Origin of the sequence: Emticicia sp. (assembly GCF_043780375.1) — a bacterium.
In the GTDB taxonomy this organism is placed as follows: Bacteria; Bacteroidota; Bacteroidia; order Cytophagales; family Spirosomataceae; genus Emticicia.
Genome location: NZ_JAYWCU010000158.1, coordinates 11,640 through 30,579, shown reverse-complemented (window position 1 = coordinate 30,579; position 18,940 = coordinate 11,640). Strand labels below are relative to the sequence as shown.

Annotated in this window: 21 protein-coding genes, 1 tRNA gene and 1 pseudogene; 7 read left to right on the top strand and 16 right to left on the bottom strand. The window is 34.4% G+C overall.

The features are described from left to right. Window positions 1–313 (top strand): annotated as a pseudogene (locus ACH2CJ_RS12655) (pirin family protein); the annotation flags it as partial. Window positions 314–321: 8 nt separating this feature from the next. After that, window positions 322–861, top strand: coding sequence for an NADPH-dependent FMN reductase (locus tag ACH2CJ_RS12650; RefSeq protein WP_394993174.1), 540 nt, complete (start codon window positions 322–324; stop codon window positions 859–861). Between the two features lie 155 nt (window positions 862–1,016). Here ACH2CJ_RS12650 and ACH2CJ_RS12645 read toward each other — a convergent pair whose 3' ends face one another. The 7 genes from ACH2CJ_RS12645 to ACH2CJ_RS12615 form a co-directional block, all read right to left on the bottom strand. Then, a complete protein-coding gene (locus ACH2CJ_RS12645; protein WP_394993173.1) occupies window positions 1,017–1,499 on the bottom strand; it encodes a DinB family protein in 483 nt (160 codons plus the stop codon). Window positions 1,500–1,523: 24 nt separating this feature from the next. Beyond that, window positions 1,524–1,979, bottom strand: a complete 456-nt coding sequence (locus ACH2CJ_RS12640) for a YdeI/OmpD-associated family protein (RefSeq protein WP_394993172.1) — start codon at window positions 1,977–1,979, stop codon at window positions 1,524–1,526. 26 nt (window positions 1,980–2,005) lie between these two features. Then, on the bottom strand, window positions 2,006–2,701 hold the full coding sequence (locus tag ACH2CJ_RS12635) for a YjjG family noncanonical pyrimidine nucleotidase (protein ID WP_394993171.1): 696 nt from the start codon (window positions 2,699–2,701) through the stop codon (window positions 2,006–2,008). Window positions 2,702–2,725: 24 nt separating this feature from the next. Beyond that, window positions 2,726–3,043 carry a (2Fe-2S) ferredoxin domain-containing protein gene (locus ACH2CJ_RS12630; RefSeq protein ID WP_394993170.1) on the bottom strand — a complete coding sequence of 106 codons (318 nt, stop codon included), beginning with the start codon at window positions 3,041–3,043 and terminating at the stop codon, window positions 2,726–2,728. An 86-nt stretch (window positions 3,044–3,129) separates the two neighbouring features. Beyond that, entirely contained in the window at window positions 3,130–3,555 is a 426-nt protein-coding gene (locus tag ACH2CJ_RS12625; RefSeq protein ID WP_394993169.1) for a hypothetical protein, read from the bottom strand. Window positions 3,556–3,653: 98 nt separating this feature from the next. Further along, window positions 3,654–4,397, bottom strand: a complete 744-nt coding sequence (locus ACH2CJ_RS12620) for a shikimate dehydrogenase family protein (RefSeq protein WP_394993175.1) — start codon at window positions 4,395–4,397, stop codon at window positions 3,654–3,656. Window positions 4,398–4,454: 57 nt separating this feature from the next. Then, window positions 4,455–5,825 (bottom strand): RNA methyltransferase, encoded by a 1,371-nt coding sequence (locus ACH2CJ_RS12615; RefSeq protein WP_394993168.1) that lies wholly within the window; start codon window positions 5,823–5,825, stop codon window positions 4,455–4,457. Between the two features lie 197 nt (window positions 5,826–6,022). Between ACH2CJ_RS12615 and ACH2CJ_RS12610 the strand changes: the two genes are divergently transcribed. Continuing rightward, window positions 6,023–6,709 carry a porin family protein gene (locus tag ACH2CJ_RS12610; RefSeq protein WP_394993167.1) on the top strand — a complete coding sequence of 229 codons (687 nt, stop codon included), beginning with the start codon at window positions 6,023–6,025 and terminating at the stop codon, window positions 6,707–6,709. Between the two features lie 87 nt (window positions 6,710–6,796). On the opposite strand, the gene tsf is transcribed toward ACH2CJ_RS12610, so the two are convergent. After that, the gene (tsf, locus tag ACH2CJ_RS12605; RefSeq protein ID WP_394993166.1) at window positions 6,797–7,627 is read right to left on the bottom strand and encodes a translation elongation factor Ts; all 831 of its coding nucleotides are present in this window, start codon (window positions 7,625–7,627) and stop codon (window positions 6,797–6,799) included. Between the two features lie 241 nt (window positions 7,628–7,868). Between tsf and ACH2CJ_RS12600 the strand changes: the two genes are divergently transcribed. Both ACH2CJ_RS12600 and ACH2CJ_RS12595 read left to right on the top strand, forming a co-directional pair. Next, window positions 7,869–8,465, top strand: coding sequence for a methyltransferase (locus ACH2CJ_RS12600; protein WP_394993165.1), 597 nt, complete (start codon window positions 7,869–7,871; stop codon window positions 8,463–8,465). A 22-nt stretch (window positions 8,466–8,487) separates the two neighbouring features. After that, the gene (locus ACH2CJ_RS12595; protein ID WP_394993164.1) at window positions 8,488–9,003 is read left to right on the top strand and encodes an acyl-CoA thioesterase; all 516 of its coding nucleotides are present in this window, start codon (window positions 8,488–8,490) and stop codon (window positions 9,001–9,003) included. Between the two features lie 97 nt (window positions 9,004–9,100). On the opposite strand, the gene ACH2CJ_RS12590 is transcribed toward ACH2CJ_RS12595, so the two are convergent. Next, window positions 9,101–9,487 (bottom strand): hypothetical protein, encoded by a 387-nt coding sequence (locus tag ACH2CJ_RS12590; RefSeq protein ID WP_394993163.1) that lies wholly within the window; start codon window positions 9,485–9,487, stop codon window positions 9,101–9,103. 114 nt (window positions 9,488–9,601) lie between these two features. On the opposite strand from ACH2CJ_RS12590, the gene ACH2CJ_RS12585 reads away from it, so the two are divergent. Further along, a tRNA-Arg gene (locus ACH2CJ_RS12585) sits at window positions 9,602–9,673 on the top strand. Between the two features lie 60 nt (window positions 9,674–9,733). Here ACH2CJ_RS12585 and ACH2CJ_RS12580 read toward each other — a convergent pair. The 6 genes from ACH2CJ_RS12580 to ACH2CJ_RS12555 all read right to left on the bottom strand — a co-directional run bounded on the left by ACH2CJ_RS12580 (window position 9,734) and on the right by ACH2CJ_RS12555 (window position 16,176). Beyond that, the gene (locus tag ACH2CJ_RS12580; protein ID WP_394993162.1) at window positions 9,734–10,813 is read right to left on the bottom strand and encodes a DUF3419 family protein; all 1,080 of its coding nucleotides are present in this window, start codon (window positions 10,811–10,813) and stop codon (window positions 9,734–9,736) included. Window positions 10,814–10,912: 99 nt separating this feature from the next. Then, window positions 10,913–11,950, bottom strand: coding sequence for a Rieske 2Fe-2S domain-containing protein (locus ACH2CJ_RS12575; protein ID WP_394993161.1), 1,038 nt, complete (start codon window positions 11,948–11,950; stop codon window positions 10,913–10,915). A gap of 106 nt (window positions 11,951–12,056) precedes the next feature. Beyond that, complete coding sequence (locus ACH2CJ_RS12570) at window positions 12,057–13,052, bottom strand: 3-oxoacyl-[acyl-carrier-protein] synthase III C-terminal domain-containing protein (RefSeq protein WP_394993160.1); 996 nt, start codon at window positions 13,050–13,052, stop codon at window positions 12,057–12,059. Then, window positions 13,030–14,322, bottom strand: a complete 1,293-nt coding sequence (locus tag ACH2CJ_RS12565; RefSeq protein ID WP_394993159.1) for a F390 synthetase-related protein — start codon at window positions 14,320–14,322, stop codon at window positions 13,030–13,032. Before ACH2CJ_RS12565 ends, ACH2CJ_RS12570 begins: the two co-directional genes overlap by 23 nt. Then, window positions 14,312–15,160, bottom strand: coding sequence for an MBL fold metallo-hydrolase (locus ACH2CJ_RS12560; RefSeq protein ID WP_394993158.1), 849 nt, complete (start codon window positions 15,158–15,160; stop codon window positions 14,312–14,314). Before ACH2CJ_RS12560 ends, ACH2CJ_RS12565 begins: the two co-directional genes overlap by 11 nt. 26 nt (window positions 15,161–15,186) lie before the next feature. Next, entirely contained in the window at window positions 15,187–16,176 is a 990-nt protein-coding gene (locus tag ACH2CJ_RS12555) for an NAD-dependent epimerase/dehydratase family protein (protein WP_394993157.1), read from the bottom strand. Window positions 16,177–16,434: 258 nt separating this feature from the next. Here ACH2CJ_RS12555 and ACH2CJ_RS12550 point away from each other — a divergent pair, with 258 nt between their 5' ends. Next, on the top strand, window positions 16,435–17,703 hold the full coding sequence (locus tag ACH2CJ_RS12550; RefSeq protein ID WP_394993156.1) for an aspartyl protease family protein: 1,269 nt from the start codon (window positions 16,435–16,437) through the stop codon (window positions 17,701–17,703). 52 nt (window positions 17,704–17,755) lie between these two features. Here ACH2CJ_RS12550 and ACH2CJ_RS12545 read toward each other — a convergent pair whose 3' ends face one another. After that, window positions 17,756–18,808 (bottom strand): DNA/RNA non-specific endonuclease, encoded by a 1,053-nt coding sequence (locus tag ACH2CJ_RS12545; RefSeq protein ID WP_394993155.1) that lies wholly within the window; start codon window positions 18,806–18,808, stop codon window positions 17,756–17,758. Window positions 18,809–18,940 lie beyond the last annotated feature (132 nt).

The following is an 18,940-nucleotide window of genomic DNA, read 5'->3' as shown; positions in this document are numbered from 1 at the left end:
GTTTTTGGCAGCAGATAGAGTCAACAAATTTCAGACCGTTGTTTCACCTCTTGATTCGAATGACAGCGGCGTAGGAATCAACCAAGATGCCTGGTTTTCGCTTGGAAATCTTGAAAAGGATGTTGAAATAAGTTACCAAATACACAATGAAGGAAATGGCGTTTATGCTTTTATTTTGGAAGGAGAAGTTGAAATTAACGGACAAAAATTAGGTCGTAGAGATGGCTTAGGAATAAGCGAAACTGATATTTTAACAATAAAATCGATCAACAATGCCGAAGTATTATTGATGGATGTACCAATGAAATTTTAAAAAATAATATGAAAATTGAAATTATTTCGGGAAGTCCCCGCCACGAAAGCATAACGGTTAGAGTTGCCAAGTTTTTACAGAAATACTTAAACGAAACAAGCACACACAAAATTAATTTGCTTGATATACGAGATTTCCCTTTACCTCATATTCAGAAAGTTTGGACATCAATTGAAGTAGTTCCTGACGAATGGAAAAATTTAGGCGAGAGAATGTTTTCAGCCGATGCTTTCATATTAGTTACTCCCGAATACAACGGAAGCTACTCCCCAGCGATGAAAAACTTGTTCGACCACTTCCCGAAGCAAAGCCATAAACCCTTCGGCATTGCTACTGCATCGCCAGGAATAATGGGCGGAATGCGTGCAAGTCAGCAAATGCAGTTATTGGTAGCGGCTTTATTTGGTATTCCATCGCCACAGATGCTTATTACACCTTTGGTTGATAAAAAATTTGATGCCGAAGGAAATTTATTAGACGAAGCTTTCCAAAAGCAAATTGAGTTTTTTGTAAAAGAATTTCTTTGGTTGTCCGAAAAAATTGTATAAAAACAACATTTTAAAAGTCAAATAAAATGCGTTAAATTAATTCAATTTTCAATAATCTGAATTGTTACCTGTGTTGCATTGGCTTTCAAATTTCCAAATGTAGGTTGAGCTTTTCCATTGCAACTAGTCTAGTATCTCAAAACACGCTACCATAATCAAGCACTATAAATATTCTCGAACTTACTTTCTAAGCCGATGTCTGGTAAAATTACTTTCAAATGGTGCTTGAGATGCTCAGCATAATCATTCATAATAAACTCCAATGTAAATAATCCCTTTCCCTCAATCGTGATGGTATGTTGCAAATAATCGGGGTTTACATATTCAATAATATGAGCAATATGATTATTATATGCAGACCAAAAATTTACTAATTCTTGCCAAGAAGCAGTATTATAATGCTGCTCGCTCACCCAAAAATCTTGAGCATAACCAACAAAATTAAGGTGAGGTTGTTTCATCATTCTTACAAATTTTTGCTGATTATTTGAAGCCGAATCAACCAAATGTCCTAATATTTCTTTCTTCGACCACTTATGAGGCAAAAGCTTAACACTTGCTTCTTGGTCAGAAATTTGTTGTAAAAGAGGCAATACTTGGGCGATAGTTTGTTGTAAATATTGGGCAGTAGTTTTCATATAAATATCTAAAGAATATTAATTTTACCTCGTTTTTATTTTATTTTGCATCATTTCGATGGCTTTTATTAATCTATTTTGCCGAGTTTTTTCTTTTTTTGCGTCCAAAATCCATTGTAAGTATTCTTTTTGATGTGTAAAAGAAAGGCTATCAAAAAAAGGTTTCACATCACTTTCCAACATTGCTAGAAGCAAATCGTCGGGAATCTCAACTGTTCGTGGTTCGGTATCTTCTTCTATCGAAATATGCACTATTTCTCCGAAGGTTTTTCCTACTTTTTCACGAATCGCTTTGTTCATAAAAAGCCCATATTCTCCACCCATTGGTGTAAGCAAACCACGGTATTCTACTTCATCAAACGTTGCTCTAATTTTTAGTCTTTTTTTACCAAAATTTTCAAAAACATTAAAAGGGATTTCGCAGTAAACTGCTGAATGTTCCTCATTTTTTAGAATAATTGCCTCGTATTCAATTTTCATCCCTTATCAGTTGTTAAATAAAGTGATTACAAAATTTCCATCAATTCGACTAATTTCTTTATCTCAAAAGTAGGTTTTTGTGTAGTAGTTATTGCATCAGGATTATAAAAAACTGTATTCATATTAGCACTAATAGCTCCCAAAATATCAGCTTCATAATTATCTCCAATCATTAAACTTTCGGCAAGATTGGCGTTTGTAAGTTCAACAGCATAATCAAAAATTCGGCGGTCTGGCTTGCGAGTGCCAGCCAATTCGTTAGTAATGATTTCACCAAAATAATGATGAATTTCTGAACTTTTCATTTTGTTTACCTGAATATCCTGCCAACCGTTACTGATAATATGTAACTCATAATTAGGTAGCAAATATTCCAACACTTCAACAGTACCTTCTATCAAATGTGCTTTTTTTGGCAAAAGTCCGAGAAAATATTCATTGATTTCTAAGCCAAAATCTTCATCAACATCTGCTCCAAGGTTAAGGAGTGTATCTCGAAACCTTCGTTGGCGAAGTTCGTGGTGGGTAATTTTATTACTTTCAAGCAAACTCCAATAGTATTTATTTACTATTGAAAATTCACTTTGAAAAGCATCTAAACTACTAATATTCAAAGATTTAAATCGAAATTGCTCATAAATATCTGCTAAACATTCGGCAGAATTTCGTTCAAAATCCCAAAGTGTATGGTCAAGGTCAAAAAATAAATGCTTGTAAGTCATGCTTATATTTATTTGCAAATTGCATTAGATTTTGGGAGCAAATTTTTGTTGTAAACGTTCAACTGGTTGGTTATTTACCAAATGACTTTCAACGATTTCTTTTACGTCGGCTGGTTGTACATTTCCGTACCAAATTCCTTCTGGATAAACTACAACAGATGGGCCAAACGCACAAGTATCTAAACAACCAGATTTTTGAGCTCTTATTTCAGTCAATAAATTACGGTCTTTCAATTCTTCTTTGAAGGCATCAACTAATGCCATTCCTCGCTCACTTCCACAACATTTTTTAGGAGCATCTTTATCATTTGTACAAATAAATACGTGTTTTTTGAATTTCATTAGAAGTTTTTTTTAATTAAGTATAATACGAAACGCCACAAAGTTACAAAAAACTTTGTGGCGTTGAAGTTATTTTTTATTCATTCTCACCAGCCAAATGGGTTCCAAAGGCCCCCTATTCCCCAAATAACTGTTGCAACAACACAACCCAAAAACGCTTTACGAACTTGGTCTTTGTCATGGTCGGTGATGAAATAAACCAAGGCTAAACCAACAACTCCGAGGCAACAACCCCACCAAAAACCGCCAACCAAAGGCATATTTTTGGTCGGAGCAAAATTGGCATCAGTGTTAGAAAGCAAGTCAAAACCCTTTAAAAGCTCAGGTTTTGTTTGTTTCAACTCTTCTAACGTAACTTCAGGATGTTCGTTTAGGTATTTTTCCAATTTATCTACTTTACTAAATTCGCTCTTTACGTTGGCAGATTGGTAATCTAAATCAGTATTTGCAGCGAATGTTGAAATTGTAAAAAATGACAATAAAAAAATCAATGAATTTGCTTTTCTTTTCATTTGAATTGATGGTTTGGTTGTATAAATTTTAATGATTACCTACAAGATGAAATTACAAGCAAAAGTGTTGCTTTGCCATTTGTTTTTTCTAAAAAATATTACTTATGCCAAATCTCCCACGCTTTTTCGGCTTGCAAATGAAGCATCAATAAACCATTGTGAGTATGTGTATTCTGCTCTTTTCCTTTCTGCAAAAAAAGTGTTTCTAAAGGATTATAGACCAAGTCATATAGATAATGATTCGGCGTCAATAATTCGTAAGGAATGTCGGGGCATCGATCTGATTTGGGATAAGTTCCAATAGGAGAGCAATTGATAACCAACTGATAGTCAGCTATTAACGATGTAATTTCATGATAACTTATATTTTCGTCTGACTTTGTTCGGGAAACAGTTTTATAATCAATCCCTAAATCTATCAAGGCTGCTACTACCGCTTTCCCTGCTCCGCCGTTGCCCAAAACGAGTGCTTTTATATTGCTAAAATTAACGTTTTTAAGATAATTTTCCAACGAAGTTTTGAAACCGTAATAGTCTGAGTTATAGCCAATTAGCTTGCCATCGGGCGATATTTTTATAACATTGACTGCTCCAACTTTTTCTGCCGAAATATCCAAACCATCCAAAAACGGCATAATCGCTTGTTTATGCGGTATTGTTACATTTAGCCCACCAAGATTTGGTTGATTTTTGATTAATTCAGGAAACTGCTGAATATCCGACAACTCGAAAAGTTCGTAAATATTTTCTTTGAGAATGCCTAATTTCTCAAATTTTTCAGTAAAATATTTCTTTGAAAACGAATGTCCAAGCGGGAAACCGATTAGACCAAAAACTTTCAATTGTGTTGATGTTTTTTCCATCAAAAATGTTTTTTGTTGTATGTTATTCTTTAAACTTTACTTTGGAATATCCATTCCGGGAATATCCATTCTGATTCGCCATTCTTTAGGCAAATAATTATTAATTCTGTCGCCGATTACTTTCATAAAACCTAAATTCAACCCTTTATAACGTGCCAATAACCAGCCGTTTGGCATATTTTCAACCACAATGTTTTCTCGTTTCAAAAACTTCAAGGCATCTTCTTTTGATAATTCAATGGCGGGTAAATTTGTCGAGATAGCGGTACTTAATGCTAAATCATGGCTTGGAATAAAATCATCGCCTTTGAATTGACCAATTTCGAGTCCTGATGAGCGTTTTTGCAAAACTCTAAAAATTGTAGCATATTCGTTAGTTAAATTTGCCGGAATTGCTATTATCGGGCCTTCGGGTTTTTCAAAAAACTCAAAATCGGCAGGTTCTTTTAACCATTTTTTCAGTATTTCAACCTTTTTTTGCGAAACACGGTTAAATTTAACTTTTCCTCGTGCTTCTTGTTTATCGCCTCTTGTTTTCCTAAAAATTGCTAAATAAAAGCCCTCACCTTGTACTTTGTGCGGAAAAAATTGATAACCAAACTCCTTCTCTACAATACCCCATTCGGCTGGAATATTTAACTTAACTTCCTCAAAATCAGTCGTTTGTATAAGCCATCGAGCATTTTGTTCGTTTTCTTTTTCATTATAAGTACAGGTCGAATAGCACAAATAACCATTCGGAGCAACAAGCATTGTGGCTGCTTGCAAAATCCGTTTTTGTCGGGCCGAACAAAGCTGTACACTATTTTCTGACCATTCTTTGCTTGCTTTTGGGTCTTTTCTGAAAAGACCTTCACCCGAACATGGGGCATCGGTCAGAACCACATCAAAAAAACCTTCCAAATCAATCATTTCTTCGGGGTCGTGGTTGCTCACCAAATAGTTTGGATAGCCCCATTTTTCTAAATTTTCTTTCAAAGCCCCTACCCTACTTTTGATTACTTCATTGGCAACCAACAAGCTTTTGTTATTAAGCAAGGATGCCAAAAGCGTACTTTTGCCACCAGGAGCAGCACATAAATCCATAATTTTCAATGGTTTAGTCAAATCAACCGTTTGCTTGATGGCTTCTGCCACAAACATCGAAGAGGCTTCCTGCACATAATATGCTCCTGCATGAAACGAAGGGTCAAGGGTAAAACTTGGACGTTGAGGCAAATAAAATCCGTCATCGTTCCATAAAACGGGTGCTAATTTTTCAGGAAATATTGAAGAATCAGGAAGGTTTTTTTTGGAATTTAATCTGATTGTGGTAGGTGCTTCTTTTTGAAGATTATCGACAAAAGCAGAATATTCAGCACCTAAAATGTGCTGCATTTGGGAAACAAAATTTTCGGGTAAATTCATTAACTTTTCATTAACAGTAAAAGTGCAACGCACTGCGTCTAAATATCATCTTGAAAGAAAGTAACAGCGAATTTCTTAACTCGTTTACGACGTGACTGGTTAGGAAACCAGACTATCAAATATAAACAATCGCCTATTCGAGATTATTACTCATTTTTTTACAAATTTAACTAAAACTGTTTACTAAAATGAGAACAATGTTCAAAACCCTTGCATTAGTGTTTATTACAAACCTAACTTTTGCCCAAATTTTCGTCGGTGTTCGTGGTGGAGTAACTGGCTCGACCATGACCAAGTTTGCTTTACTTGAAAAATACACGCCCGATTTTAAACTTTTACCAGCACCAACAGGAGCTATTTTTGCAGAAATCAACCTTTCTGACCGATTTTCGATTCAACCCGAATTGGCTTTTACACAAAAAGGTTTTACGATTCAAGAATCTTTTGATGTTGGTGGAGATAATGCTTTAGGAATAAATATTCCACTTGGAGGCAAAGTTTCTTTGAAAAACAACCATCTCGAATTGCCGATTTTAGCAAAAATAAAATTGGGCGACCCCGATGCGGTTCATGCTTATATTATGGTAGGACCTTCGGTTGGTTATTTATTTGGTTCGAGAGCTGTTATTAGTATTTTAAATATTTTTCCGATTCGCACTTCGCTTGGTACTGGCTTATTTCATAGGGCTGAGTTTAGTGGAGTGGTTGCTTTGGGCTACGAAATACCGTTCAATAATGGCAAGTTTTTTATGGAAGGACGTTACCAACATGGTATTTCGAGGGTTTTAGACGTTCCGATATTTCAATTGCCCGTGCGAAATCAGACAGTTGGCTTTTCGGCAGGAGTTAGTTTCGCTCTAAATACAAGGGTGAAGAGAGTTTAGTAAAAGCCTTCAGATTTCAAACAAAAAGTCTCATTTTCGAGTGAAAATGAGACTTTTTTATACCTATCGTCTGGTCGTCCAAAACTATTAGATTTGAACTCTTTTGAAAGCACTAACTTTCAAACCTTTTTGAGTTTTCTCTAATAATTGAGCAATTGTCAGAGAGTTATCTTTTACAAATTCTTGGTTCAACAAAGTAGATTCTTTGTAGAATTTACCTAATTTACCCATTGCAATTTTCTCCAACATCGCTTCTGGTTTTCCTTCTTGACGAGCTACTTCCATTCCGATTTCGATTTCTTTTTGAACGATTGCTGGATCTACATCGTCTTTATCAAGACCAACTGGTTTCATGGCGGCGATTTGCATTGCAATGTCTTTACCAACTTCGCTTACATCATTGCCTTCAGTGCTATCGAAAGCAACCAAAACTCCCAATTTACCTGTTGAGTGGTTGTATCCAACAACTTGCTCAGCTTCTACGTGGTTATATTCGGTAATAACGATTTTTTCACCGATTTTACCAACCAAGTCAAGAATATTTTCTTCTACCGTGCGACCATCTTCCATTGTTAAAGCCAACAAAGTTTCTTTGTCTTTAGCGTCGTGCTTTACGCCTGCTTGCAAAACAGCTTCTGCTAATGTACGAAATACCTCTACTTTAGAAACTGGCTCAGTTTCGCAAGCAAGAGCTAAAATTTTTGCAGTTTTACCGTTATCGCTTACGTTTATTAAAACTAAACCTTCTTTAGTTTCGTTATCAGCACGTTTTGCTGCAACTTTTTGGCCTGATTTACGGAGAACTTCAACTGCTTTATCAAAATCGCCTTCAGCTTCTGTCAAGGCTTTTTTACAGTCCATCATTCCAGCTCCTGTCATTTGACGGAGTTTATTTACATCTGCTGCTGTGATATTCATTTTTTTATTTGTAAAAAGTGTTTTCTAAAATATTTGAAGAAAGCCTATTTTATAGGAAATTTCTAACAAGGGTGCAAAATTACGATTTTCTTAGTTATATTCCAAATACAGTTTGTAATGGATTTATGAAGAAATTTCTATCATTTTTTACCAACCTTCAAGCGTTCTTTTTAATTATCCCCGCTTAATCTGATAGTTTTCTTCAAAAGATTTAGTTGTTTTGTAGAAAAAATCAAAACTCATGCTCAACGACCAATATTGGAGTCAGCGTTACGAAAATCAACAAACTCGTTGGGATATTGGTCAAGCAGCCCCTGCTCTAAAGGAATATTTTGACCAACTGACCAATAAAAATAGCACGATTTTGATACCAGGTTGTGGCAATGCCCACGAAGCCGAATATTTATTGCAACAAGGTTTTACAAATATTACTTTGATTGATATTTCGGGAATATTGGTCAATATTTTACAGGAAAAGTTAAGATTTCACATAGAAAAAGGCAGTATTCGAGTTATTCATCAAGATTTTTTTGAACATTCGGGAAGCTATGATTTGGTAATTGAACAAACGTTTTTTTGTGCAATTGACCCTAATTTACGAAAAATTTATGCCGAAAAAATGTCTGAATTATTAAACCCCAAAGGTAAATTAGTCGGATTATTATTCGATTGTAATTTTGAAGGTGGCCCACCTTTTGGAGGTTCAAGAGCTGAATATATATCTTATTTTGAACCATATTTCACATTGAAAATTTTTGAAGAGTGCTTTAATTCCATTCCACCCCGTGCAGGAAACGAGTTATTTATTTGTCTGGAAAGCTTAAAAAAAATAAAATAATTATCGACCATCAACATATAATATGCAAAAACCAAAGAAAGCCCAAGAATCGTTCACTGTAATGACCGAAATGATTTTCCCGAATGATACGAATACACTCGGAAATTTGATGGGAGGAAACTTGATGAGATTATTAGACATTGCAGGAGCAATTGCAGCTCAAAAGCACTGTAACAGAATCGTAGTAACAGCCTCGGTCGATAATGTTTCGTTCAAAGAAGCTATTCCTTTAGGTAGTGTCGTTACGCTGCAATCAAAAGTTACTCGTGCCTTTAATTCGTCGTTAGAAGTAGTAGTTGAGGTATGGGCAGAAAATATTCCTGCTGGTACAAAAATACATACAAACAAAGCATTTTTGACTTTCGTAGCCGTTGACCAAACTGGCAGACCAATTGAAGTACCACCCGTTGAACCTGAAACCGATGTGGAAAAAGAACTTTATGCAGGAGCGTTACGCCGCCGTCAATTAAGACTTGTGTTGGCAGGAAGAATGAAACCCGAAGAAGCATTAGAATTGAAAGAGATTTTTATGGCATAAAATAGACTTATTGCAATGGAAGATTATCAAAACTATAAAGAAAAAGACGAGAAAATCTCGTCTTTTTTGCGTTTTCAAACCCTTAAAACAAATCATTTTACCACGTACCTCTGCGGCGGTCTCGGCGGTCTTCTTTACGATCACGCACATCTTCAGCTTTGTCTTTACGGTCTTCTTTTCTGTCCTTAACATCTTCTTTTGCATCTCTAACATCCTCTCTTGCATCTCGAATATCTTCCAGACGGTCTTTTCGTCCACCATTATGTCGGGCATCTCTGATATCCTCTTTTCGGTCACGAACATCTTCAGCACGGTCACGACGGTCTTCAGCTTTGTCTTTATGGTCTTCTTTTTTGTCACGCACATCTTCTTTGCGATCACGACGGTCTTCGGCACGGTCACGGCGATATTGTGCGTTGGTGTTAAGTGTTGATAAGGCTGTTAAGGCAAGAGCAAATCCGAGTAATTTAATGGTAGTTTTCATAGCTGTAATTTGTTTTTAAGTTTAATAGTTTTCAGCGTTTTATGTTTCTTTGATGTAGAAGAATAGAAAAGGTTTAAAACAGTGAAGAAAATTTTTGTAACTTTGTCGAACAATGTCCTCGTATTTCAATGGATAGAATGTTAGATTCCGGTTCTGACGATATGGGTTCGACTCCCTTCGAGGACACAAAAAAGCCTTCAAAATTAAGTTTTTGAAGGCTTTTGTATATAAATTGACTTTAGAAAGTTATTTTATTCTCCCCACACAAAAAGTATAAATGGCAGAAAGGTCTTCGTCACATAGTTGCTTTTCTAATACATAATCTCTTTCAATCAACTTGTTAAGTTTTTCAGGCTCTCTTTTTACCAAGAAGAAACGCTCGCAAAACTTTGTTTCATGCGTTGCATTCTTCACAATTTTATACCAAATTTCATTGTACATTTCAGCATTAGCATAGGATGAAAAATCTGATAGTGAATAAGCACTTACTGAACCCACAAGTTTTTTATTATCAAGCACATTCAACAACGAATCTGTTACGATTTCGATTTTATCAACTTGATTTTTAATGATTTCAAAATTCTCTTCTCGGAGATGAATTGGTAAGAGACAATCAGGTTTGTATTCGCCATAAAATAAAAGGTTGGCAAAATGATTAGTTCTTAATAAATGGTTATTTGCCAAATAGTTCATACGGGAACTCATATAATCATATACATCAAATTCTTTTGGAATCAGCAAAGCCCCAGGTTCTCTAATAATTTTCGTCCATAAAAATCGATTAGAAATGGTTTTTAAAAAGAATCTCCACAAAGAATTATTCCAATATTTTGTCCAATAAACTTGCTGAATTTCTACTGTACGAGATTCCATCAAATTTTTAATTTCTTTTCTTCTGAAAAACGCCCATTTTACCATTGTTCTTAGAATTAACTCCCAAGTTCCGCAATAGAGAAGTCCATTTTCAATCAGATTAAAGTGCTTATCCCAATATGTTTTGACCTCTAAAGAAAGCAAGTTTGCTACTTTCTTATATATTTCTTGTCGTGAAAATTTTGTATCTAAACCAATAAAAGATTTGAATTCTGAATAATTTAAAGATTTGTAGGCGGCAATTTTTAAGGCTAAAAGATAATTTTGTGTAGCATTAAAATCAATGCTAATTATTTTTTTTGGACTATCAATGAGTAAATCAAGTGGCCTTGCACCACTGCCTGTAATGCAAAGAATGGTATCTTCCTTAGTCAAACGCAAGGCTTTTCTTTCTGATTCACTGTCTTCGTTACAAGCAGAATAATTTATTTTTTCAAAAAATGAGTTTGTCAAAAGTAGTTTTTTAATTTATGATTTAAAACCTGTAAAAAAATGAAATCTGTGGTTTGTTGACTGAAAACTTGTCCTACACCCCTGAAAACTGTGGACGAATCACAAAGTCAAACCAATTTTTTGAGTAGTTGATTCTTCACGTGATGCCACATTATTAATTTTATTATTTCTTATTTTTTTTACTTTATTGTGCATGGCATCATAATCAATGTTATTATCAGATTTTGCCTTAAATATTTGTTGATTGACAAATTGCTTTTGCGTAATAATAAAATCTTGTTTCAATACTTTTTTGGCTAAAAAAGGAATGACCATTTTTATCAAATAATTGAACCATTTGAATTGAAACGAAAGTCTTACAAAAGCAATAGTTTTCCCATCTTTTAAGGGCGTACAAGCAATAAATGCCTGAAAACGATGAATTTTATTGATATAATAGTTTACTCTCACCAAGTTTGGCAATAAAAATTCATCTGTATGCGAAATCGTAAGATTTTTTCCCAATATCCAATCAAGCCCTAAACCAATTTTTTCTTTGGTTTCGGCATAAGAAACATGGACGGTTTCATGGGTTTGCAAAATCGTGATTGTGTGCTTTACTTTTTTATCATTGTCTCTAATCAGTTTGTTATGCACCATTGGCGTATGCGTGGCATCCATAAAATTTTCGACCAAAAGTTCTTCATTTGTCTCGAAAATCATCGAAGTTTGGTAATGTTTCCAGTCTTTACCAGCAACTTCTGTCAATGGTTCGGGAAGGTTGTTTTTTTCATTTTCAGTAGCTAAATATATCCAAATGAAACCATTTTGTTCGATTATTGAATATGAATCAACCTTACATTTCATTTTTTGAACCAAATGTTGTGAACTTGGAATATCAATTAGGCTTCCTTCTCCATTATATTTCCAGCCATGATATTGACATAAAACATGATTTTTCTTGAAATCACACACTTCTAAGGGTGCTTTTCGATGTACACAAATATCCAATAAAGCATGCACCTTCAAATCCTCATCACGCCATAGCAATAATGGAATTTGGTAAAGGTTTCGTTTGAATGATTTGCCTTTTTTTAGCTCGTCTGACAAAGCTATTACATGCCAATATTTTATTAATCCACCGATTTTATCAAACATTCTTTTGTATATTTTGTAGAAATAGGTTTAGGTTCAAAAAAACAATTTTTGTGGTTTCATTCCAGTCTGCTTTAGCTGACGGCAATGAAATTTATTTCGAAAAGAATTAGAATTTCAATAAAAGCCCTCCAATCGAAAAGCCTGCCGCCGTACCAATGATGAAACAAATATCTCCTCTTTTGATAGCTCCCGACTCAACTGCATCATGAAAAATAAGCGGAATAGATGCAGCAATACAATTGCCATAAGTTGAAAGATTACTCTGCACTTGGTTTTCTTTCAAACGATATAAACTTGACAGAATCGAAACGCCCAATTTGGAGGCTTGGTGCGGTATAATGGTATCTGCTTCTTCCATTGAAATAGGTAAATCTTTGAAGAAATCGTCAATAAATTCGGGTAATTTATTTTTAGCCAAACGCAAGAGTTTTCGACCATTCATGGCAAATGAATGCAGCTCGGGGTCATAAGGATTGTCTTTAAAAAACAATTTCATGCCTCCCCCTTTAAAAGTAGAATCATAAACACCCTCTGAATATGTTCGCATATTACCTTTGATATAAGCCGAATCTGAATCAGGGTCGAATTGTAAAATTGCTGCTACCGCTCCATCTCCAAAAAGCGTTAAGGTTTCCCAATTGCTTGGATTTAGTCCAGTTGAGGCAATTTCGCTACTAACAATGACAATATTCTTGTACTTTTTCCCATCAAGCAAACTTGAAGCGATTTCAAAAGCACTCACAAAACTTAAACAACTTGAATCTACATCTAAAGCAGGAATATTCACCGACATACCATCTTTGAGTTCGCTCTTAATGATACTTGATTGACTTGGCAATGGATAATCAAAACCAGCACTCGCCGAAATGAGCAAATCAATGTTTTCTAACTTCATTTGGCATTTCTCTAAAGCTTTTTCAATAGCTTGAGCCCCCATATAACCTATCGACTCAAATGTGATATGATGACGCGACTTAACACCAGAATATTTCTCAGACCAACCTAAAGGAAGACCATATTTAAGTTCTAAATCGGCAGATAATACTTCTTGTGGAAGGTATTTCCCAAAACCTACTATTTTAATTGACTTTCCTGACATCATTCTTTATTCTTCTAAGTTTATTACCTTTAATAGTATGATTGTGATTTGATTGAGTTATTTCTACGTTTAAAACATCGTTTTGTTTGAGCAAATTTTGTATGGCATCGTAGGCTAATTTGTAGGAGTTTTCATGCTGACTTTTGATATAAAGAAGCAAATGTTTTGGTTCAGTTTGAATTAAAGCATAGTCACTTATTTCACTATCCGCTAATATAATTGCACGTCTAAAAAAATCAGGAAAAATCTTAATTTCCTCATTTTCAGCATTGTTAAATACTAAAATATCATCCGAGCGTCCTTCAATGGCTTCAATGGCCAAAAACTTACTACCACACGAGCAAATTTTTTTTTCCTGAATAATGTCATTTAGTTCATACCTAATCATCGGTTGAGATTGTCGCCTCAAGTCAGTAATAATTGGATGAAATCTCTTTTGTTCATTATCAATGTATTTTTTTTCAATTATCAGAAAATCTTCATTAAAATGAAGTGTGCCATTTTCACAAGAACTTGCCAAAAAACCTTCGGTACATTGATAAACTTGGTGAATCGTTTGTTTAAAAATTCTTGCTAAATACTGATTATCTTCATGCGTTAAAACTTCTGCTACCGAAATTACTTTCGTTGGTTTTATGTCTAATTTGTTTGCTTCAATCGCATTTGCCAACTCTATCAACATACTCGGTTGAGCTACTAAAATGTTTGGTTTTAAGGCATTTAAGCGTTTGATATGTTCATTTAAAGGATTGAGCAAATCAAAAAAATGAAACAAAAGTAATTTCGATTTTACCGAATCATAAAGATTGCTGTTGGCTCTTAGAAAGAAAGCAATGCTTCTTTTTTTTAATGAAAATCCAAGCACTCTATCTAAAATCAAAGCCACCCAATAAGCTCTTTCTTTTTCGCTTGCCAAAAACACACCTCGATTTCCACTCGTACCTGAAGATAAACCAATGGTTATACCTGAAATTGTTGGCGAAAAATTTCGACTTTCTTCCGATTTTATGGCAACTTCAAAAGCCTCTTCAAGTTTGATATTTACAGTATTGATTGCATCAAAATTAGCCATAAAAATAGACTTATTAATGACTGGAAAGCTCTCGAAATTACGTTTGTTTTGTGCAAAAGGTTTATAAAATAAAGAGTGGGAACAATGCCGAATCATTTTTTTGATTATCTCATTTCTCCTAAAACGAATGTTGTGGATATATAGCCACTTCGATAGTTTTATTTCTATTAAATAATATAAAATGGATAATTTAAAGAGCATTGATGTCGTAATTATTTGAAATCAAGGTGGAAGTTGTTGCTGAACAATGCGTTGGAACAATAATAACTTCAGGAAACTTTTTGTAAAATTTGTTTACTTTCCGAAGGCTATCTTTGAAATTTTGCCAAGAATCAAAAAATAATCGCACAATTGATGGTGGAAGTAGCAAATCAATGTAGGATTTTTTGTTCCAACAAGCATCTGCAATCAGAAAATACTTTTGCTTCGCAGTTTTTAGTTCTACGCCAATTTGTCCAGCGGCGTGTCCAGGTAAATCATAAATATTTAAAGAATCATCACCAAATAAATCATGTTTTTTGCCAAAAATTTCATCATTCACAGATGTTGAAAACGCTTCTATTATTTTCAGTCTTTCTTCAAAGTTTTCGGGAATAAGGTCTTTCAAAATCGCTTTGCTAAAGCCCCAAAACGAACTTATTTCTTTCAATTGTTTATAGGCTGCTTTTGAACAATAAAATGTCGCCTCATCAAAGTCTTTTAAACCACCTACATGGTCAGCGTGAAAATGTGTAATAATGATATGCTTTATTGCTGATGGTTCTAAATTAAAATGCTTCAATTGAGCTTTTATTTCATCTTCTTTAGTAACAAATACCTTGGTAAGATTGGCGTAAATTTTATTAGGATAATTTTTTGTGAATTCATAAAACCTTGTCGTATAACCCGTATCATATAATATCCAACCCTGTTGTGGATGCTGGATAAGTCCGAATAAAGCTTGAAATTTTATTTCTTTATTTGCTCCACCTTTTATCGTATGACTCTCTTTTGCTTTGCAAAAACCAGCATAACCAAGATATAATTTAACTTCCTTCATCAGTGATATAAATTTTTTACCGTGCTCTATCGACTATTAACACGCTTATACCAGTTTACAAATTCTATAATCGCTCCATCTGTTGATACTTTGGGGGTATAACCTAAAAGGGTTTTTGCTTTTGAAATATCCATCGTCATAGATTTTGCTAATATCCCCACTCCGTAAGTTGTTAAAGCGGGTTCTCGCTCATTTGTCAACTTCGCTTTTAATTCCATTAGTTGGGAAACCATTTTTACTATAGGATAGGCTATTTTTTGTTTGTTCATCTCATGTCCCAAAAGCGAAAGGACTTTACCAATCGTCGCCCAAAGTTTAACAGGCTTACCATTTGTGATGTTATATGTTTGATTTATTCCTTCAGTACCAACAAATAACGACAATTCGATGGAATCTGCAACATTGGCCAATGAAGTCAAATCTACTACATTATTACCATCGCCGATTATTTTTAATTTTCCTTCTTGAAAAGCCCTAATTATTCGAGGCATAATAATCGTGTCGCCTCTTCCAATCAATGCCCGTGGCCGTAAAATAATATACGAAATTCCTGATTTTTCTAATTCAATTTCAGCTTCGTATTTTGTTTTTGAATAAGCATTTACAAACTTTTTTGGCAGTTCGTCAGATTCTCTTACATCAAATCTATCATTTCCATTAAAATATAAACTTGGTGTTGAAACATACACAAAACGCTTGATATTTTGTTTTTTAGCGGAGTTTATGAGGTTTCTTATGCTAAACAAATTGGCCTTTTCAAACTCCGAATACTTTCCCCAGGGCGAAGAAAGTGCCGCCGCATGAACAATACAATCAACTTGTTCGACCAATTTTGATACAAAGTTATCATCTTCCAAATCGCCAAGTTCATAGCTTACTTTGCTATGTTCCACAAAATGCGTTGGTTTAATAATTCTTCCAGTTGCAACAATTCTTTTTATTTGAACATTTGTAATGAGTTGCTCCAAAGTTCGATAACCCAAGCCCCCAGTTGCTCCTGTAAGCAGAATTGTCATTGATTAAAAAATTTAAAAATGAATCACAAAAGTATGCTTTTATTTTACCAAATTACACATCTATAATAGTCAATAGACTGAATGCTCCAAAAAAGGTTTTCAAAATTAAGTTTTTGAAGACCTTTTTTCATGAAAAATAAATCAAAATAAGTATAAAACAAGCAAACTATTTTATATAAATTTGTGTTATTAATAATGGAAAAGTAATATTTTTCATAGGAATTATAGTATATTATTTGTGTTACATAAAATATAGCTATGGAAAAGTTTACTCAACTCCATTTAATAGCTATCTTATTGGTAATCAGCCAATTGGCTTTTGCCCAAAAAGACAGAAAAAAAGATGACCGCTATGGTTATCACTTCAAAGGCAAAAACCAAAGGTCTGCTAAATTCTCATTCGACCTCCACGCCAATCTTATTGTTGTAAAAGCAACTCTCGACGACTCCGATACCCTTCGTTTTATATTAGACACGGGCGTTGGTTCTACTATTATTACTGACTCAAAAAGAGCCTTGACATTGGGTGTAAATTACGTTCGACGAGTAAAAATTTCAGGTGCGGGCGAAGGTGAGGCCCTCATGGCAAATGTATCGATTGGGCATTCTATTAAAATCGGTGATATAGTAGCCAATAAACAAAACTTGGTTGTTTTGGACGAAGATGTACTGAAACTTTCAGAGTTTTTGGGTGTGCCTATTCATGGTATTTTTGGACATGATATTTTCAGCAATTTTGTTGTAACGATTGATTTTGAAAATAAAATGCTCACTTTAACAGACCCTATGAAATTCAAATACAAAAAATCAATGGGTACACAATATCCTATCGTTCTGACGCAATCGAAACCTTATACTGATGCAATTGCGATGGTGAGTAAAGAAAAAGTTATACCAATGAGATTAGTAATTGATACAGGTGCAGGACATGCTTTATTGCTCAACGCTGGTGTTAATCAACCAATTCATTTACCAGATAGAGTTATGCGAGCAAATCTTGGACGAGGACTAAATGGCGAAATAAATGGAAATATCGGAAGAGTAGATAAGATTAGAATGGGCACTATCGAGATGAAAAATATATTAGCTTCGTTTCCTGATAGTCTTTCATTCAGCATGAAATTTACATCTGATGTTGAAAAAAGACAGGGAAGTATTGGCTGTGAGTTGCTTAGAAGATTTGTAGTGACACTCAATTACCACGATGGTTATATGATTTTGAAACCTTTAAAAAATCGTATGAAAGAGTCTTTTGAGCATGACATGAGTGGTTTGGATGTGCGAGCAAAAGGAGATGAGTTTAATCAATATATTATTAATAAAGTAATTGCAGAATCGCCTGCCGACGAAGCTGGTTTGCAAGAAGGTGACGAGTTGGTTTTTATCAACAATCAGAATGTTAAAGAGCTGACTATCAGCGAAATATACAAAGTTTTATCTAAAAAAGAAGGCAAGGAGGTAGAGTTCTTTTTTAGAAGAAAAGGCGAATTGAAATTTGCCTATTTTAAACTAAAACGAATGATTTAATTTAATAAATGATAAACAAAAGTTAATAATTAATTTCAATAAAATTCAGCACTTATTGAATTTTCGTCCAAGCATCCCATTCGCTTTTGGCTTCTAACTTTGTTTCGAGGTCGTCGGGCAGCTTAGCAAAAAAATCTAAGCCTGTTGCTTTTTCTACTTCATCAATAGAAAGTACATAATTATTCATCTTTTTCCCAAAAAGAGCTTCATTTGGCAATAAAAATGCAATTGCACGAGGGGTTTTACCCGTTTTTGGCTGATAAAATAATACAATCTTATAAAAAAACTCAGGCACTGCTACATTGTTGTATCGCCCAATTGTTGGTAAACCTTTTCGCAAAATAGGGCCTGTTACAATAAATAATTCTTCATCTCTCACAGCCCAACCACGAACCCTGGCTTCAATGTTTTCCCAAATACCACGGTTAAAATCTGGCACTTGTGGGCAAATATTACTCATAAAAAAAGTTTCATTCATCAATTCCTGACAACATTTAAAATCTCCTGCTGGCAGCATGTGTCCTCGGTCATAACCCGTATTGCTATAATCACCTGTCAGGGCAGAATTATCTTTTACTTTTCGGTCAGGTATAAATTGATTGCCACTTCTGTTGGCAATACCTTTTGTATACTCTCCACGAAGTTTATAAGCTACCCAAGCAGGTACTTCATATTCTTCTTCGTAACGAAGTGTATAGTTTTTGTGCTTTATAATTTCATCTCCTTTATGAATAGCTGGCAAAGCAAAAGCAGGAATTTCATTATCGGTAGGGGTTTCACCTTGCGAATCTTGGTTAAAAACCTTGTCTTTTATTCTATCAAATATTGAAGGCTCATCCTTTGTAGATTCCTGCTTATCAGTTTGTTTTTTATTAGTAGCGGTTGCTACGTCGTCATTTTTTTCATCATCTTTAGTAGCACTTGCTTCATTGTCAGGTTCGGGTGCTTTATAAGGGTTTTTCTTTTCTACATCTGACTCTTTTGACTTAAAAACACTTGTTACGGTTTTCCAAAAGCTCTCAATTGGCCCAGCTTTATCTTTATAATAAAGCACATAGCCAATACAAAAAAATATTAAAATCAGAATAATGCGGTTAGATCTCATGAAAGGTGTTTTAAACTGCAAGTTTACAACAAAATGAAAAGTTATACTCATAATATATGCTTTTCTTGTAATATTAAATTATTTTAAAATCTCTACTTCAAATCTATTTTTTGACCTTATCTTTGTTTTTCA

Bases quoted from the DNA above. Each gene is read 5' to 3' on its own strand.
- ACH2CJ_RS12610 (WP_394993167.1), top strand. From the start codon at position 6,023: ATGTTCAAAACCCTTGCATTAGTGTTTATTACAAACCTAACTTTTGCC.
- ACH2CJ_RS12615 (WP_394993168.1), bottom strand. From the start codon at position 5,825: ATGAATTTACCCGAAAATTTTGTTTCCCAAATGCAGCACATTTTAGGT.
- ACH2CJ_RS12600 (WP_394993165.1), top strand. From the start codon at position 7,869: ATGCTCAACGACCAATATTGGAGTCAGCGTTACGAAAATCAACAAACT.
- ACH2CJ_RS12595 (WP_394993164.1), top strand. From the start codon at position 8,488: ATGCAAAAACCAAAGAAAGCCCAAGAATCGTTCACTGTAATGACCGAA.
- ACH2CJ_RS12545 (WP_394993155.1), bottom strand. From the start codon at position 18,808: ATGAGATCTAACCGCATTATTCTGATTTTAATATTTTTTTGTATTGGC.
- ACH2CJ_RS12575 (WP_394993161.1), bottom strand. From the start codon at position 11,950: ATGTTTGATAAAATCGGTGGATTAATAAAATATTGGCATGTAATAGCT.
- ACH2CJ_RS12650 (WP_394993174.1), top strand. From the start codon at position 322: ATGAAAATTGAAATTATTTCGGGAAGTCCCCGCCACGAAAGCATAACG.
- ACH2CJ_RS12625 (WP_394993169.1), bottom strand. From the start codon at position 3,555: ATGAAAAGAAAAGCAAATTCATTGATTTTTTTATTGTCATTTTTTACA.
- ACH2CJ_RS12635 (WP_394993171.1), bottom strand. From the start codon at position 2,701: ATGACTTACAAGCATTTATTTTTTGACCTTGACCATACACTTTGGGAT.
- ACH2CJ_RS12560 (WP_394993158.1), bottom strand. From the start codon at position 15,160: ATGAAGGAAGTTAAATTATATCTTGGTTATGCTGGTTTTTGCAAAGCA.
- ACH2CJ_RS12565 (WP_394993159.1), bottom strand. From the start codon at position 14,322: ATGCTCTTTAAATTATCCATTTTATATTATTTAATAGAAATAAAACTA.
- ACH2CJ_RS12590 (WP_394993163.1), bottom strand. From the start codon at position 9,487: ATGAAAACTACCATTAAATTACTCGGATTTGCTCTTGCCTTAACAGCC.
- ACH2CJ_RS12630 (WP_394993170.1), bottom strand. From the start codon at position 3,043: ATGAAATTCAAAAAACACGTATTTATTTGTACAAATGATAAAGATGCT.
- ACH2CJ_RS12645 (WP_394993173.1), bottom strand. From the start codon at position 1,499: ATGAAAACTACTGCCCAATATTTACAACAAACTATCGCCCAAGTATTG.
- ACH2CJ_RS12550 (WP_394993156.1), top strand. From the start codon at position 16,435: ATGGAAAAGTTTACTCAACTCCATTTAATAGCTATCTTATTGGTAATC.
- tsf (WP_394993166.1), bottom strand. From the start codon at position 7,627: ATGAATATCACAGCAGCAGATGTAAATAAACTCCGTCAAATGACAGGA.
- ACH2CJ_RS12570 (WP_394993160.1), bottom strand. From the start codon at position 13,052: ATGATGTCAGGAAAGTCAATTAAAATAGTAGGTTTTGGGAAATACCTT.
- ACH2CJ_RS12555 (WP_394993157.1), bottom strand. From the start codon at position 16,176: ATGACAATTCTGCTTACAGGAGCAACTGGGGGCTTGGGTTATCGAACT.
- ACH2CJ_RS12640 (WP_394993172.1), bottom strand. From the start codon at position 1,979: ATGAAAATTGAATACGAGGCAATTATTCTAAAAAATGAGGAACATTCA.